This is a genomic window from Leptospira inadai serovar Lyme str. 10 (assembly GCF_000243675.2).
Classification (GTDB): domain Bacteria; phylum Spirochaetota; class Leptospiria; order Leptospirales; family Leptospiraceae; genus Leptospira_B; species Leptospira_B inadai.
In genome coordinates this window covers 627,567-641,499 of the sequence record NZ_AHMM02000015.1, presented here as the reverse complement: position 1 = coordinate 641,499, position 13,933 = coordinate 627,567, and the positions used below count along the sequence as shown (strand labels likewise).

The following is a 13,933-nucleotide window of genomic DNA, read 5'->3' as shown; positions in this document are numbered from 1 at the left end:
CCATGATATAGACCCGCTATCATCGCAGTATTGCGAAAAAACAATCGATTCGCCGACGAAAATGAATTGATTCCAACCCTAATTCCGGCAATTTTTTGACAAAGTTTTGGATTCCGAACTCCGGTATGATCCGTAAGGAAACCGGGCGGAACGATAAACTTTCGGAGAACTCTTATGATATCATTAAAACGATTCCTGACGATTCTGCTGGTATTTTTCATTTCGATACATTGCAATAATCTCGGATACGCCGGCCCGGGAGGAGTCAGAGGATCCGATGCAAAATTAAAAATCAAGGAAGCAGTGAGCGATGAGAACGACCTTTTCGTAGCACAGATCTACCCTCTCCTACTCAATCCTCCGAGTTGCACCAATTACGGAGGGGCCAGAGCCACCCGATTAAGCGGTTTCGATGCGCTTGCGTTAAAGGATTTCTTCGCTAAAGTCAGGAACTTTACGATCCAAGATACTAAAGTTTATACCCAATCTTCCTTGGATAAATGTACTTCAACGATTCGGAATATAGGAGTTACGTTCGATATACAATACGCGCAAGCGGTTCAACTTTATGCCACTTGTAATTCCGCTCCGCAGCCGATCGATCTAGGCTCTTACATCATCTATACTTCCTGTCAATTAGAGGACGCAGGAATCATTCAATGGAATAAAACGAAAATTCCTTAAACGCAACCTATGGAATCGAAAAGATTATGGAGTCGCGGAAAATTTAAGACAGATTTTTCTCGGCTCCGGATCTTCCACTTGCTTGGATAGAAGTCTTTGAAAGAAATTCAGCCGTTCGTCGATTTCCGGTCCGTCCTCGACCTCGCAGACCCATTTCAATTCTCCGGGCAAAATCGAAAACTCTAACTTCATCCTAGGCTCCAGATGGATTACCCTCTCCTCCGAATCATTATTAGAGAGTTTTAAAATTCGTTTTCGGTTCGTGGCTTCTTGTAAAAAAGGAAAATCGGCTTCCAAGATCATTTTTCTGGGCGCCGAAATTTTCATCCATCCAGACCCTTCCAATAGATACGATTCTCCGGGTCGATCCGGCGGGAAAAACGTCCCGAATCGGGAGGTCTTTTTGCCGGACAAATAAAGGGCTGCAACGAGGAGTCCGCAAAAGAGAAAGACTATGAATTTGAATTCGCGGGCGGTCGCTCTTCGCTTACCCGTAATTGATAATATCAATATCCAAAAAGGGATTTGTATCGCTCTCAAGAAAAACCATTCTTGCACACAACTATATGCGAAAATTCCGAGAAGGGAGGACAGTATGATTCGATGAACTATTCCCTTATTCCCGATTGAAAAACGAATTCCGCGAACGATCGCGGTTCCCCATAATGCGCAAAAGAAAAATAAACCGAAAACTCCTTCTCCCGACAAAACTTGCAGGAATTGATTATGAGAAGAATGTAATCTGCTTCCTTTATCGATCCCCTTCAAAAAATGTTCGTTGCCCCAAGCGTAGGATTCCATCCCCCCTCCAAAAATCGGAGAATAGGAAGAAAGTAAAATACCAGCGGAGAACAGCTCTTTTCGCTCTTCTCCCCCTGAAAGAAATCCGAGGCCCTTCGCAAAAAGAAAAGGAAATAGTAATGCCAAGCAAAGTAAGACGAGGGTCGTTCGCAATGCGAGCGTTCTGCCGAATTTACCGTCCTTTTTCAAAGACAATACGCTTATCGATAGAAAACAGAATATGCTAACGCCGAAAGCCAGGATCGCTCCGCGAGCGCCGACCAGAACTAGCGTGAATCCAAAACCGAATACCAAACAGGAAATTAATAAAAACGAAATATTATATCCGAACACGGCCGATCGTCCCTTCTTGATGAAAGCCGTTAAACTCAAAGCCGCAAACGGAAGACACGCGATTAAATACATCGCATACCAACTTCTGTTCCAAAACAAAGATTGAATGCTTCGATCATCCGAGAACCGGAAAGGAAGTACGGAGTGAGGAACGTTCCGATCGACGTATCCTCCCAGCCATATATGATAGAAATCAAGCCAACCGGATACTTTAGGAAAGATAAATTCCAAATACCCGAGAATAAAAGTCGCACTAAAGCCAGTTAGTAGTCCGCCGAATAGAACGGTCGGAATTCGAAAACCTCCCTTCTCCCGGTTCAAGGCTCCGGCTAGTACGAACAGGAGGTAAATGGAAATCGTTACGAGTATCATTTTTACGGGATACATAGGTTCCAATTCACCCGAACGAAAAAAGAAAAACGGATTGGTTCGATAATGCTCCCAGTCTCTTACGATATCCGGCTGGAAGAATAGTCCTAGGAATCCGGCAAAAACGAATCCGCCTGATAACATTCCTCCTATACTTTTAAAAAAAATAAGAATGCGAGCATCCGCTCGCTTCGCGTTGTAATAGGCTCCACAAAGCCAAGTCAGCAATAGAAAATCTGCGATTTCCATAAAGCGTCCGCCCGGATGATTTCCAAACAAAGGAAGAACGGCAAACAAAAGGAACAAACCGGACATCGGTTTTAAAAAACAAATTCCGATCCAAAGAAACGCGCAGCCGATGATCGGGAAACGAAACGAAAGCGGATAATAGAAAAGGAAAGAAAATAAAAATGAAACCGTAACAATGCAAACGATCCCGGAGATAAGAACTCTCGTGCGCACAAGCATAGGCTCTGTTTTTTTGGGGATCGGCATTCGTCTGGAAACTTTTTTCTAAAAGCCTTGTAGAGGCCTAATCGATGGATGATTCCTTTTTTATAGTTCTCGCTGAAAAAGGCTTTCGTTTTTTAGTTTCCCGATTAGCCTAATGCGGGAAATTTTGGTTAAAACTTATGGCACCTTCCGCTATCCAATTTACGGAGTCTCACGTTTATCCCGACAAAAATCGGTTTAGGGTAGTGTTTGTACGGAACGTATGTTCTGTCGAAACGGAAGAAATTACCCTAATTTTAAATAAAATCCAAGACGTACAACCGAAATCGGTCGAGCTGGATTTGGAAAGCGTGGTCGCAATTCCGTCTCTCATTCTGAACCGAATTCTGAAACTTCTTGCGGAACTTAAATCCCGCGGAATTCCGGTGGAAATCAAAACAAGCGAAAGACTCAGGTCCGTTCTGAATCGCCTTAAGATCTCTTTGCAATGAAGGGGACCACCTTAGTATTAATCCATTGCTTCCTGTTTCATAGCCTCGTTTTCGGTAGCGGGTGGTTCGGCGGAATCCTCGCCGACGAAATCAAACTTTGCGAATGCAATCATGGCAGTCGAAAAGAAACTCATGCGACCGCCGAAGATTTATCGTTCAAAACTAAGTTAGCGGCCGTCGACTCTTTCCCTCTACATACCGACACGGTAAACCATCCTTTGCCCGATTGCCAATCCGCGGACTCGGGAGAAGCTCACAAATGTTCCTGCGCAAAAGCGAAGGACAAGGTTTCGTTCCTTACCGGAACTCTCGTTACGCAGATATTCACCCTGGATACTTTCAGATTTTTCCCGAACCTCGAGGAATCGAACATCATATCCTTACAAACCAGAACTTCCGGCATCGACCTTTCCAACGATATCGAACGTCCCCCCCGCTTCTACTGACATCTCCCTTCGAACGAACCCGTCGGCTACTTATAGACCGATGCTTAGTTTTACCGCCTAATTTACATTAGGCGGTCCAGGATCCCGCGACCCGATTCGATCGCGGACCCTGGATACATTAGGAGATTATAATGTTCTTTTTAAAAACAACGATACGTGCGCTACTTTTGACATCGACCGTTGCACTCTCAGGCAATTGTAACGGAAACACAGAAAAATCGAATATGCCTTTACTGCTCGCGGGGATACTCGCGAGCAGTCCTCCTCCCGGAATCCGTTTTAAGGCAATGGCGGGTGCTAGCCCATTACAATGCGGCAAGGATATTACGGGTCATTCTGCCTTTAGAACGACCGGAACGGAATCCTTTTCGGAAGGAATCGTGCGGACTTTTCACATAGCGGAAATCATGCCGATCAGCCTAAAAGATTTGAGGCTTTACGTCTCGAATCTGACCTTACTCGAAGCGGACGGTTCCGAAACGAAACCGGCATCGATAGCCGACGGAAAATGGCAGAACGGCTCCGTAACCCTGCTGGATTTTGAGGATCACTCGGGAGACTGTACGGGTACGTCGGATACCAATTCGCTTATTAAAGTCCCGCTACCCAATAAACTTTACAAAGGCATTCGCTTCGAAGTAGGAGTTCCCGAGGAATTCAATCACCAAAATCAAGCTCTCGCGAATAGCCCTTTAAACGTAAGCGGATTAGCTTGGGGATGGGCGATGGGTTATCGCTTTTTAGTCGCCGAATTCGTTTCCCACGACCCGACCGCAAACGGAAATACCGCAGTCTTCCATTTGGGTTCGGGAGGATGTTTCATGTCCGCGCCTTACGCCTGTTCTAGACCGAACAGAGCCGTCATCGATCTAGAACCTCCCGGCGGATACAATCCCATGACTCAGTCCGTAAAATTGGATCTCAAGGCTCTCGTTAACGGTTGGGATATCCGCGCTGGAAGTGTTTCCTGTCACTCCGAGAATGCGACGACTTGCGCTTCTCCTTTCGCAAACCTTGGAATCGATTTTTCAACCGGAAACTTATCCGGAACCCAATCGGTTTTTTCGATCTCGAACGAATAAGAATATCCTGCTCCTATCTCCGGGTTTTCCGGATATAGGAGCAGGCGCGGATCATTATGAAATATCAATATTTATTTAGCCTAGTTCTACTAGCGCTTTCATGCTCCGAACTAGGAATCGAATCGAAAAAGAAAGATTCTTCGCTTCAAGCAACGCTCTTATCCGTCGCTTTATTGGGGAAAGGCGGATCGGGTTATGCCTGGAATCTTCCTCCGGGATTTCCCACACCTAAGGTTCCCGTGGAAAACCCGATGTCGGAAGAAAAAGTGACGCTCGGTCGTTTACTATTCTTCGATAAACGACTTTCCGCGAACAACACTCAATCCTGCGGAAGCTGTCATCAACCTTCAAAAGCGTTTACGGACGGGTTAACGGTTTCCGTCGGTTCAACGGGCCAATTACACACTCGCAACGCCCAGCACTTATCGAACATCGCTTATAACGTAAGGCAAACTTGGGCGAATCCTTTACTCGTAAAATTGGAAGACCAAATCCCGATTCCCATTTTTGGAGACAACCCGGTAGAGCTGGGAATGAGGGACCGGGAAGAGGAACTCCTCGGAAGACTAAGAGAAAATTCGGTCTATCGAGCTTTATTTCAAGCGGCGTATCCCGCGGACTCGGATCCGATTTCTTTGAAAAGTGTCGTTTTCGCGATCGCAAGTTTCGAACGAACGCTACTCTCTGGCGACTCTCCATTCGACAAATATAATGCAGGGCATTTAAATGCGCTGAACCCATCCGCAATTCGAGGTAAAAATCTTTTTTTCGGAGAACGCGCCGAATGCTTTCATTGTCACGCCGGATTCAATTTTACGGATACGGTCCTTCATTCGGAGACCGTTTTCGAAGAATTTGCGGTTCATAATAACGGCTTAGATTCGTCCCGATACCAAGTGCCGAACGGAGGACTCTTCGAGTTCACTGCAAAGGCGAATGACAGGGGAAAATTCAGGGCTCCTTCCTTAAGAAATGTAGAGCTAACGGCGCCGTATATGCACGACGGCTCCATACCGGATCTGATATCGGTCGTAAATCATTATGCGAGCGGAGGATCTGGAGACGGACGAACGAATCCAAATCGGGATTCTCTCGTGCGAAGTTTTTCCTTAACCGAATCGGAAAAAGCCGACCTCGTGGAATTCTTAAAAAGTTTAACGGATCCGAGCTTTATCCAAAATCGCAGATTTCAGGATCCTTTTTAAGATGGCATTCGATGTAAGACGATTCGTCGTTCTGATTCAATTCCCTTTTTATATCGGATGCGCGTTCGGAACTATAGGTAATTCGACGAAAGAGAATGAAGCCATAGTGCAGGCGATTGCAAGAATAGTCGATTCGCAAAAAACTCCGATTCTTCCCGTAATCTATTACTCCGACGACCAAGCCGATTCGGATCTTGGAAAATTTACGGTCTCCACACCGGTCGATTCCTACGAGATCACGATCGATTCAAATTCCGTGGAATTAGGACAATATTACTTGCTCATTCGGCCGGATCCAAACCGGTCATTCCTATTGCCTAAGGGCTCCCTGTCGAAACGAGACGCAATTTACGAGTATGAAATCGGAATCCCTAAGAATATGCATTCGTCCGATCCGAGCGTAAATTCCGATAACCCGGTAGGATCGAATTATGCGCGTACGTACGGAATATCGGGCAATTTTCCGGCGGGAGATATTTCCTCGATAAACGATTCGATTCCTACAGGCCCCGTTCGCTCCCAATTCCTTTACGGGTTTCCGGACGTCCCTTACGGAGTTCTCTCCCATATATACGGAGTATATAATAAAATACTGTTAAACTTATCCGTGAAGAGAATCTCCGACGGATCGGTCAAAACGGTTTATTTGGATCTTAGAAATCTAAATTTCCAAATCGAAGCTTCCTGCAACATCGGCTTTCCGTATTCTAAATCGATTGCATTTTCGATCGGTTTTAGGGTGGATGGACTCGTCTCCGTACGCCCCGGATCCACCTTCTCCCTTCCGGATCAGGTATTCCAATCCGGAAACCAGTCCGTTACGATCGGCGAACTTCAAAATACCGCCTGGCGGATCGAAACGACACAAACCTTCAACTCTCCCGGACAAGTTTTGGTATTCTACTCATGTTTATTTCCCTGAAATTATTTTCTTCCAATCGATGGATTCCTTTTTTTACGGTCTCTGCAATATTCCTTCTTTTTCAAAAATCTCTTTTACCTCATCATGCAGGAGAGGGACAAACAATGGCATCGTCCACCCGATTCATAGACCCATTTACGGGAAAAAGAGAAACGCCGTCGGATTATATTTTGATAACTCAGGATTATCAAAAAGGAACGATCGATAATTCGAATCTGTACACTACCACACTGTTCGGAGAGACGTTTTATTCGGGAGGAAAGTTTGCACTGAACTTCAGCGTACCTTGGATATACTATCGGCAAATAGGAAGAGACGATGCCGCAAGATACGGTAAGCCCTATATCGGATTTAAATGGAATCCGTTTTTAGATTCTACCGGCCCGTTTTTTTTACTATTGGAAGCAAGACTGGGATTTCCTTCCGGAGGGGATTCTAGTAAATTTACCGGAGGAGATTATTATTCCGGACTCGCCAACGTCACCCTGGGCGCGAGCTTTAATCGTTGGCTATTTGTGATTCGAGGTTCCGGAATTTTTCCGTTGTCCAAGGATCATTCCTCCACGACGGAGCAAGCCGGTATTCCTTATTGGGCACAAACAACAAATACGCTTCAAACTCCCGAAACATTTCCCAAGACCCAAAAAGTAACCCAATGGTTCGGATATGCCACGTATCGACTCACTCCGAATCTTAACGTTTTTGCAGGTTATTTGATTCGAATTCCCTACGTGAACGTAATCGGAGGCGGAAGCCTGGTAAATGAAACTCCGAATAATCGAAAAACATTTCCTCGAACCTTCAAGGAAGTCAGTTCTGGCTTTAGCTGCAAAGCCTTCAAAGGATCTTATCTTACGATAGCGGGAAGGTTTCCCTTGGAGCGGGATTCCGATATTAGATTGTACGATTATGCCATCACGACATCGTTATCTTTTGAAATTCCGGAATGGCGAAACTCCAAGTCGCCGGGGGAAGAGAAAAAATCGGAAGAACCGAACATCGAAACCGAAGCTTTCTCTCCGATGGAAAGACGATGATTCGAATTCAATCCCAAATCGACTGAAAACAAAGAGGAGAATCTTTTAGAAAACTATGATATCCCGGTTTAGTCACGCATTCTTCCTCCGTAGCGGGAAAGTAATCGAATCCGCCGCCTTGATATTTTATACGACAGCAACCTTTTATGGTTTTCTTTTTATCTTCCGAATCCTTGGAGGGAGATTCGTTCTTCTTTTGAGATCCAGGTTCCTCCGCAACCTTCTTCAATGAAAAGCCCTGCTTAGACAAAGGAGAACCGGGCGCAAAAGAGGCACTCCAAACATGTTCTATAAATAGGAACGCCAATAAGACAAGTACGATTGATATCGAACGTATCGACAACATAAGCATCAGTTATTCTTCGTCTTGCTTCTCCCGCAAGGCAAAAAAGAATCGATTCCTTCGATTACTGAATATTTTCGCTTGACATTCTATCTGCAGAGATACCAAAAGGGAATATATTCTTCGAAAGGCATCGTAATGAAAGAATTTTCCCTAAAACCATCGATCGGAAATTTATTTCCGATTATTTTTACGCTGATCTTTATTCTATCCGGCTCGATTTCGGCGGAAACCATTCTTTTAAAGAATGGAGATAAAGTGTACGCCACGGTAATCGATCAATCCACCGATTTTGTTACGATCTTGAAAGATACGAAGCGTCAATCGATCCCCAAGGGTCAAATTCTTAAAATTATCTTTAAGGACATTAAGGACGAGGCGGAACTCGCAAAAATCATAGAAACCGAAAAGAAGAAGCTGAATAAAGAAGGCAAAAAAAACGAGAAGGAAGAACAGTTAGATACGATACTGCTCGAGCAGATGATCAAGGAAAACAGCTATAAAGTCGTGCAAAAACGACTCGCTTTGATCGAAAAATATCTGGAGGAGCAGGATACCGACTGGGAAGAATATATTACATCCAAACGGAGTCCTTGGGACCCAGTATGGAGAGCTGCCATTCTGCCCGGCTGGGGATTAAGCCACATGAAGCAAAACGCAAACGGTAGGGCCTACCAAACGGTCTTCATCGTTTCTGCATTGGCTTATTTCGGTTTTGAAAAGGCGGCGCAAGATAGATCGAGTAAGTACGACGATAAAGTAAACGACGTCCTATTAAAAAATCCGCTGATATACGCGCAAATTAGCGCGGTTTTACCCGCTTCGACAGCCCAGCTCTATATACAACAGGATCAGATTTCAAAACTTCAGGACTTGAATAAGATAAAAAACCAGGAACACAACTATTCTTCTTACAGCCATAATGCGTTAAGCCTAGGACTCGGAATTTACGCAATCCAATTATTACATAGTTATTTTGTCGGCAAGAAATGGGCCACCCATAACTTCGTGGAAACTCCGTCCGGTGAAAAGGTGTCCGCAGGAATAAACGTTAAAAGCGTATATGTACCGATGGCAGCCGGAGGAAGTATAGCGGGATCGGAATATAGGACCGACGTACGCTACGTTACTTTATTCTAAATCTTAGGAATAGAATAACCCTTCGTTTTCAACCAGTCTTGGTCGAAAAGACGAGACTGGTATCTTGCTCCGCTATCGGCGAGTATCGTAACGATCGTGTGCCCGCGACCCAGCTTCTCCGCCAACTTTATAGCCGCACCGACATTAATCCCGGAGGAGCCGCCCAAAAATAGTCCTTCTTTTTTCAATAGAGTATAAACGACTTCCAAACATTCGCCGTCGGTAACTTGAATCGCGTCGTCAAAAGGGGCGTCTTTCATATTCTCGGTAATGCGTCCGTTACCGATCCCCTCCGTAAAGGAACTCCCTTCGGAGCCGATTTCCCCTTTCTTAACGAAATTATAAATTGTTGAACCCATCGGGTCTGCCGCTACGGAAAGCAGACCCGATTTCTTTTCCTTTAAATAAAGCGCCGTTCCCGCATATGTACCTCCGGTTCCTAAGGAAGTTACCCATACGTCGATTTTACCCTCCGTTTGCTCCCAGATTTCCGGACCCGTCGTATGATAGTGTGCCAAACGATTGGCGAGGTTATCGAACTGATTGGCCCAGATCGCGTTCGGGGTTTCCCCGGCAATGCGAGCCGATACCTTCACATAATTTCCGGGATCTTTGTAAGGTACTGCCGGAACCGTCCGGACTTCCGCGCCTAAAGTTTTTAACAGATCGATTTTCTCTTTCGACTGAGTGTCAGGTATAATGATTAAGGTTTTATAACCTTTTGCATTACAAATATGTGTCAATCCGATCCCGGTATTCCCGGCGGTCCCTTCGACGACGGTGCCGCCCGGTTTCAATAGTCCTTTTTTTTCCGCGTCTTCCACTATATAAAGGGCTGCGCGATCCTTAACGGAACCTCCCGGATTTAGAAATTCAGCCTTACCTAAAATTTCACAGCCGGTTTTATCGGAATAATAATTCAATCGAATCAGAGGAGTATTCCCCACAGTTCCCGGAAAACCTTTCGTGATCTTCATTGTGTCCCTTCTAATTTTCTGATACTAACGGGAATAAAAAAGGAAGGAGCCGACGCTATAAGCGCCGATCCCCTTCCCCTCGATTCGTTCGACATTTTAGTTCCTGTCGATGAGATATCTGCCCGCTGCGACCCGCTTATGCGATCGTTACGTCTTTCGAAAGGTATACGTCTTGAATCGCGTTCAACAACGCGACGCCGTCTTTCATCGGTTTTTGGAAAGCCTTTCTTCCCGAAATCAATCCCATACCGCCGGCACGTTTATTAATGACGGCAGCCTTTACGGCGTCGCCAAGATCGTTCGATCCGGAAGGCCCCCCGGAATTGATTAAACCTATTTTTCCCATATAACAATTCGCTACTTGATAACGTGCCATATCGATCGGATGATCGGAACTAAGATCGGTATACATTTTATCGTCCTTCTTGCCGAACTTAAGATCCTTAAAGCCGCCCGCATTCGTTTCGGGTAACTTTTGTTTTACTATATCCGCTTCGATAGTCGCGGCAAGATGATTGGCCTGTCCCGTTAAATCCGTCGCAACATGATAATCCGTTTTATCGGTCTTAAACGCGTCGTTTCTGAGATACGCCCAGAGAATCGTAACTAAGCCGAGTTCGTGAGCTCTATGAAACGCCTCCGAAATTTCCTGGATTTGGCGGGAACTCTCGTCGGAACCGTAATAAATCGTGGCACCGACGGCAGCGGCTCCCATATCGAAAGCCTGCTCCACATTCGCGAATAAAATCTGATCGAATTTGTTAGGATAACTTAGGAGTTCGTTATGATTAATCTTTACGACGAACGGAATTCTATGTGCGTATTTACGGGAAACCAGACCCAAAACTCCGAGTGTGGAAGCCACCGCATTACAGCCGCCTTCGATCGCGAGTTTTACGATATTTTCAGGATCGAAATATGCGGGATTTTTGGCAAACGAAGCGCCTGCACTGTGTTCTATGCCTTGATCGACCGGAAGAATCGAAAGATAGCCGGTTCCGGCCAAACGCCCCGTATTGTAAATAGATTGGAAATTTCTTAGAACACCATTGTTCCTGTCGGTTTTAGAAAAGATATCATCGACATACGAAGGACCCGGGATGGTGAGAGTCTCCTTCGGAATCGTTTTAGATACGTGATTCAATAGGAAATCCGCCTCTCCGCCGAGTGCGCTCTTGATTTTGTCTAACATTCCTGTTGCTACCTTAATGGATTTGGATCTTGGAGTCCATTTTTTTGGAAAACCCCAAAATTTCCATCGCTTTTCCGATCTAGAATCGACGCGATCAATCTACCTGAATTTTACGGGAAATTTAACAAAGAAATCGGTTCCCGAAGGAGATTTGCGAACGAGAAGCTTGCCTCGGTTCGACTGGATAATCCCGTAACAAACGGAAAGACCCATCCCAACTCTAGTATCATCCGACTGGATTCGTTCGAAAGGTTGGAAGGCATTATCAGGATCGATTTCCAATGATAAGGAACCGGATACGCGAATTTCTAGATTCGTTTCTTCCGGCTTTCCGACATCGCTACCTTTCATGAATTTTGCGGTCAGCCGGATGCCGCCGCCTTGGGACGCCATTGCGGCCGCATAATAGTAGAGTAAATAATATAGAACTTCCTTAATTTGACTCTGCTTTAAAAATAATTCCGGCAGTTCATCGGGAATATCTTTGATTAACTCCAAATTCTTAGAACCTAACAACGCGGAAATCATCCCCTCCACTGCCGAAACGATTTCCTCGAAGCGGATCCAGGTCGCTTCTTCATTATCGGATTTGGAAAAGAGAATGAGATTTCGAACGATTCCCGAAATTCTTTCACCCTGCTCGATGATAACGCGAGCATAGTTCCTGATGTCCGGCTCGACGCTGCGATGATTTCGGATAATATTTCCGTAATTAATAATTCCCATTAAGGGATTATTGATTTCGTGTGCGATACCTGCGGCCAGTTTTTGGATGGAATCCAATCTCATTTCGGACTGAATGACTTTTTCCATTTCGGAGATTCTCTGCTCGGAAATGGTGAGCAAAGAAAGTTCCGAAAAAGTTACGATGCTCCCGATGATGCGACCGTCTTCGTCCCGAATCGGCGACACCCTAAATCCGACTCGAATTTTTTTACCGTCTCGACGCGCAAGTACTGCCGGGATATAACGCAGATTATTCCCTAAATCCGTATTATCTTCTTCTAAATCGCCGAACTGAGTTTGAATAAAAGAGAGGACCCTATCCCCGGGTTGCCCCATTGCATCCGCCAACCTCCACCCCGTTAACTCTTCTCCGGCGTGATTTAAGAAAATCACTTTTCCTTCCCCATCGAGCGAAACCGCACCTTCTGAAATACTTTGAATAACGTTCCTATATTCGTTCCCGCTTTCCTTAACCTGACCGAATCTTTTTTGCTGACGAAGCGCGATCTCTATCGAGGATTTCAATTGGTGATTTTGAAACGGCTTGGTAATATAAGCGTACGTAGAGGCGGAATCCATTGCGCGCATGAACGTGGAATCGTCGGTGTATGCGGTCATAAAAACGATCGGCACATCCTTGATTCTTTGGATACTCTGCGCGGTTTGAATCCCGTCCATATCTCCTTCTATGGAGATATCCATGAGCACGAGATCGGGATCGGTCTCTTGAAAGATCGTCTGCGCGTCCTGTCCGTTCGCAGCCACACCGGCAATCCGGTAACCCAAATTTTGAAGAGTCTTTTGAAGATTAAACGATAGCAACCATTCGTCTTCAACGATTAAGATATTCGGTTGCTCAGAAGAAGTTGAGCTCATAGGTGATTGTTTTTTTAATTAGTCCCACAGTGATAGCAGGCGACTTCCTCTGTCGATATCCTTCCACGTTAGTATGAATTGGGAAACCTTTTTTCAGTTTAGCCGGAACGTTCCATAAATCGTACCTTCGAAATTCGTGGGAAGTGCGGGAATTAGGACTTATTTTTCGGAATTTCGATGCTTTTTTTCCTTAATTTCGCCTTGTACTTTCTGAAAAGCCCATCCGGAAAGTGATAAAAAATCCTTGAACCGGCGCATCTTCGGACATACACTTTGGCCCGGAGGTTTAACATGCTGGTTAAGGAAATCTTGGAAAAGAAGGACCGAAAGATTCTTTCGGTAGAACCCCAAACGACGGTTTGGGAGGCGATTCGCTTCATGACCAAGTACGATATTGGTTCTGTAATCGTTTTGGACGCGGGAAAGTTGGCAGGAATCTTTACGGAGCGCGATTTACTGCACTTTGCCTCCACGGATCGGGAAAACGTCTTTGATAAAACCGTTGCGGAAGTAATGTCAACCCAGTTGACCACGATGACTCCAGGAGACCAAGTAGACGAAGTCTTAGCGATTATGCTAAAAAAAAGAATCCGACACATGCCGATTCTGGATGGGAATCGGCTCACCGGTATTATTTCCATCGGGGATGCGGTAAAAGCTAAAATCGAAAAAACGGAAGAGGAAAATAAAAATCTGAAACGTTATATTTATAGTGAATCCGGCTTTATTTGAACTTTGAGCGGCTAGTCCGTATCGTCCACGGCAAATACGAAAATTACCGCTTTCCGGTCGGGTTCCCGACGATTCTGTCGATTCGCCTCCGTCCGAGCTAGACGAAATCAGGTTGCCGGAATCC

General features: G+C 45.3%; 14 protein-coding genes. 9 read left to right on the top strand and 5 right to left on the bottom strand.

Annotated features, from left to right (window positions below; all coding sequences use genetic code 11):
- The first annotated feature begins 174 nt into the window (after nt 1-174).
- Nucleotides 175-684 carry a TIGR04452 family lipoprotein gene (locus LEP1GSC047_RS06755; RefSeq protein WP_010411379.1) on the top strand — a complete coding sequence of 170 codons (510 nt, stop codon included), beginning with the start codon at nt 175-177 and terminating at the stop codon, nt 682-684.
- Between the two features lie 24 nt (nt 685-708).
- On the opposite strand, the gene LEP1GSC047_RS06750 is transcribed toward LEP1GSC047_RS06755, so the two are convergent.
- Nucleotides 709-2,682: an O-antigen ligase family protein gene (locus LEP1GSC047_RS06750; RefSeq protein ID WP_039934192.1), complete on the bottom strand. Its 1,974-nt coding sequence runs from the start codon at nt 2,680-2,682 to the stop codon at nt 709-711.
- 137 nt (nt 2,683-2,819) lie between these two features.
- Between LEP1GSC047_RS06750 and LEP1GSC047_RS06745 the strand changes: the two genes are divergently transcribed.
- The 6 genes from LEP1GSC047_RS06745 (at nt 2,820) to LEP1GSC047_RS06720 (ending at nt 7,823) form a co-directional block, all read left to right on the top strand.
- The gene (locus LEP1GSC047_RS06745; RefSeq protein ID WP_010411386.1) at nt 2,820-3,131 is read left to right on the top strand and encodes a hypothetical protein; all 312 of its coding nucleotides are present in this window, start codon (nt 2,820-2,822) and stop codon (nt 3,129-3,131) included.
- A complete protein-coding gene (locus LEP1GSC047_RS06740) occupies nt 3,128-3,577 on the top strand; it encodes an LIC_11090 family protein (RefSeq protein WP_010411390.1) in 450 nt (149 codons plus the stop codon). Before LEP1GSC047_RS06745 ends, LEP1GSC047_RS06740 begins: the two co-directional genes overlap by 4 nt.
- A gap of 131 nt (nt 3,578-3,708) precedes the next feature.
- Complete coding sequence (locus LEP1GSC047_RS06735) at nt 3,709-4,659, top strand: MbnP family copper-binding protein (RefSeq protein WP_020988510.1); 951 nt, start codon at nt 3,709-3,711, stop codon at nt 4,657-4,659.
- Between the two features lie 56 nt (nt 4,660-4,715).
- Nucleotides 4,716-5,864, top strand: coding sequence for a methanobactin export MATE transporter MbnM (locus LEP1GSC047_RS06730; protein WP_010411399.1), 1,149 nt, complete (start codon nt 4,716-4,718; stop codon nt 5,862-5,864).
- A gap of 1 nt (nt 5,865) precedes the next feature.
- Entirely contained in the window at nt 5,866-6,786 is a 921-nt protein-coding gene (locus LEP1GSC047_RS06725) for a hypothetical protein (protein ID WP_010411401.1), read from the top strand.
- A complete protein-coding gene (locus LEP1GSC047_RS06720; protein ID WP_010411403.1) occupies nt 6,771-7,823 on the top strand; it encodes an LIC11086 family outer membrane transporter in 1,053 nt (350 codons plus the stop codon). Before LEP1GSC047_RS06725 ends, LEP1GSC047_RS06720 begins: the two co-directional genes overlap by 16 nt.
- 7 nt (nt 7,824-7,830) lie before the next feature.
- Here the strand turns inward: LEP1GSC047_RS06720 and LEP1GSC047_RS06715 are convergent, their stop codons facing one another.
- Nucleotides 7,831-8,169, bottom strand: a complete 339-nt coding sequence (locus LEP1GSC047_RS06715; RefSeq protein ID WP_010411405.1) for an LIC_11321 family protein — start codon at nt 8,167-8,169, stop codon at nt 7,831-7,833.
- 135 nt (nt 8,170-8,304) lie between these two features.
- Between LEP1GSC047_RS06715 and LEP1GSC047_RS06710 the strand changes: the two genes are divergently transcribed.
- Nucleotides 8,305-9,306, top strand: coding sequence for an LA_0442/LA_0875 N-terminal domain-containing protein (locus LEP1GSC047_RS06710; protein WP_039934376.1), 1,002 nt, complete (start codon nt 8,305-8,307; stop codon nt 9,304-9,306).
- Here LEP1GSC047_RS06710 and LEP1GSC047_RS06705 read toward each other — a convergent pair.
- The 3 genes from LEP1GSC047_RS06705 to LEP1GSC047_RS06695 form a co-directional block, all read right to left on the bottom strand.
- Complete coding sequence (locus LEP1GSC047_RS06705) at nt 9,303-10,283, bottom strand: cysteine synthase A (protein WP_010411412.1); 981 nt, start codon at nt 10,281-10,283, stop codon at nt 9,303-9,305. The genes LEP1GSC047_RS06710 and LEP1GSC047_RS06705 overlap by 4 nt on opposite strands.
- A gap of 136 nt (nt 10,284-10,419) precedes the next feature.
- Nucleotides 10,420-11,475 carry a class I fructose-bisphosphate aldolase gene (locus LEP1GSC047_RS06700; protein ID WP_010411416.1) on the bottom strand — a complete coding sequence of 352 codons (1,056 nt, stop codon included), beginning with the start codon at nt 11,473-11,475 and terminating at the stop codon, nt 10,420-10,422.
- Nucleotides 11,476-11,574: 99 nt separating this feature from the next.
- Nucleotides 11,575-13,077: an ATP-binding response regulator gene (locus LEP1GSC047_RS06695; RefSeq protein ID WP_010411418.1), complete on the bottom strand. Its 1,503-nt coding sequence runs from the start codon at nt 13,075-13,077 to the stop codon at nt 11,575-11,577.
- Between the two features lie 291 nt (nt 13,078-13,368).
- Here LEP1GSC047_RS06695 and LEP1GSC047_RS06690 point away from each other — a divergent pair, with 291 nt between their 5' ends.
- Nucleotides 13,369-13,809, top strand: a complete 441-nt coding sequence (locus LEP1GSC047_RS06690; protein ID WP_010411420.1) for a CBS domain-containing protein — start codon at nt 13,369-13,371, stop codon at nt 13,807-13,809.
- Nucleotides 13,810-13,933 lie beyond the last annotated feature (124 nt).

Excerpts from the sequence above, each read along its gene's own strand:
- LEP1GSC047_RS06740 (WP_010411390.1), top strand. The coding sequence starts at position 3,128 with ATGAAGGGGACCACCTTAGTATTAATCCATTGCTTCCTGTTTCATAGC.
- LEP1GSC047_RS06705 (WP_010411412.1), bottom strand. The coding sequence starts at position 10,283 with ATGAAGATCACGAAAGGTTTTCCGGGAACTGTGGGGAATACTCCTCTG.
- LEP1GSC047_RS06700 (WP_010411416.1), bottom strand. The coding sequence starts at position 11,475 with ATGTTAGACAAAATCAAGAGCGCACTCGGCGGAGAGGCGGATTTCCTA.
- LEP1GSC047_RS06720 (WP_010411403.1), top strand. The coding sequence starts at position 6,771 with ATGTTTATTTCCCTGAAATTATTTTCTTCCAATCGATGGATTCCTTTT.
- LEP1GSC047_RS06725 (WP_010411401.1), top strand. The coding sequence starts at position 5,866 with ATGGCATTCGATGTAAGACGATTCGTCGTTCTGATTCAATTCCCTTTT.
- LEP1GSC047_RS06750 (WP_039934192.1), bottom strand. The coding sequence starts at position 2,682 with ATGCCGATCCCCAAAAAAACAGAGCCTATGCTTGTGCGCACGAGAGTT.
- LEP1GSC047_RS06735 (WP_020988510.1), top strand. The coding sequence starts at position 3,709 with ATGTTCTTTTTAAAAACAACGATACGTGCGCTACTTTTGACATCGACC.
- LEP1GSC047_RS06715 (WP_010411405.1), bottom strand. The coding sequence starts at position 8,169 with ATGTTGTCGATACGTTCGATATCAATCGTACTTGTCTTATTGGCGTTC.
- LEP1GSC047_RS06745 (WP_010411386.1), top strand. The coding sequence starts at position 2,820 with ATGGCACCTTCCGCTATCCAATTTACGGAGTCTCACGTTTATCCCGAC.
- LEP1GSC047_RS06695 (WP_010411418.1), bottom strand. The coding sequence starts at position 13,077 with ATGAGCTCAACTTCTTCTGAGCAACCGAATATCTTAATCGTTGAAGAC.
- LEP1GSC047_RS06710 (WP_039934376.1), top strand. The coding sequence starts at position 8,305 with ATGAAAGAATTTTCCCTAAAACCATCGATCGGAAATTTATTTCCGATT.
- LEP1GSC047_RS06730 (WP_010411399.1), top strand. The coding sequence starts at position 4,716 with ATGAAATATCAATATTTATTTAGCCTAGTTCTACTAGCGCTTTCATGC.
- LEP1GSC047_RS06690 (WP_010411420.1), top strand. The coding sequence starts at position 13,369 with ATGCTGGTTAAGGAAATCTTGGAAAAGAAGGACCGAAAGATTCTTTCG.
- LEP1GSC047_RS06755 (WP_010411379.1), top strand. The coding sequence starts at position 175 with ATGATATCATTAAAACGATTCCTGACGATTCTGCTGGTATTTTTCATT.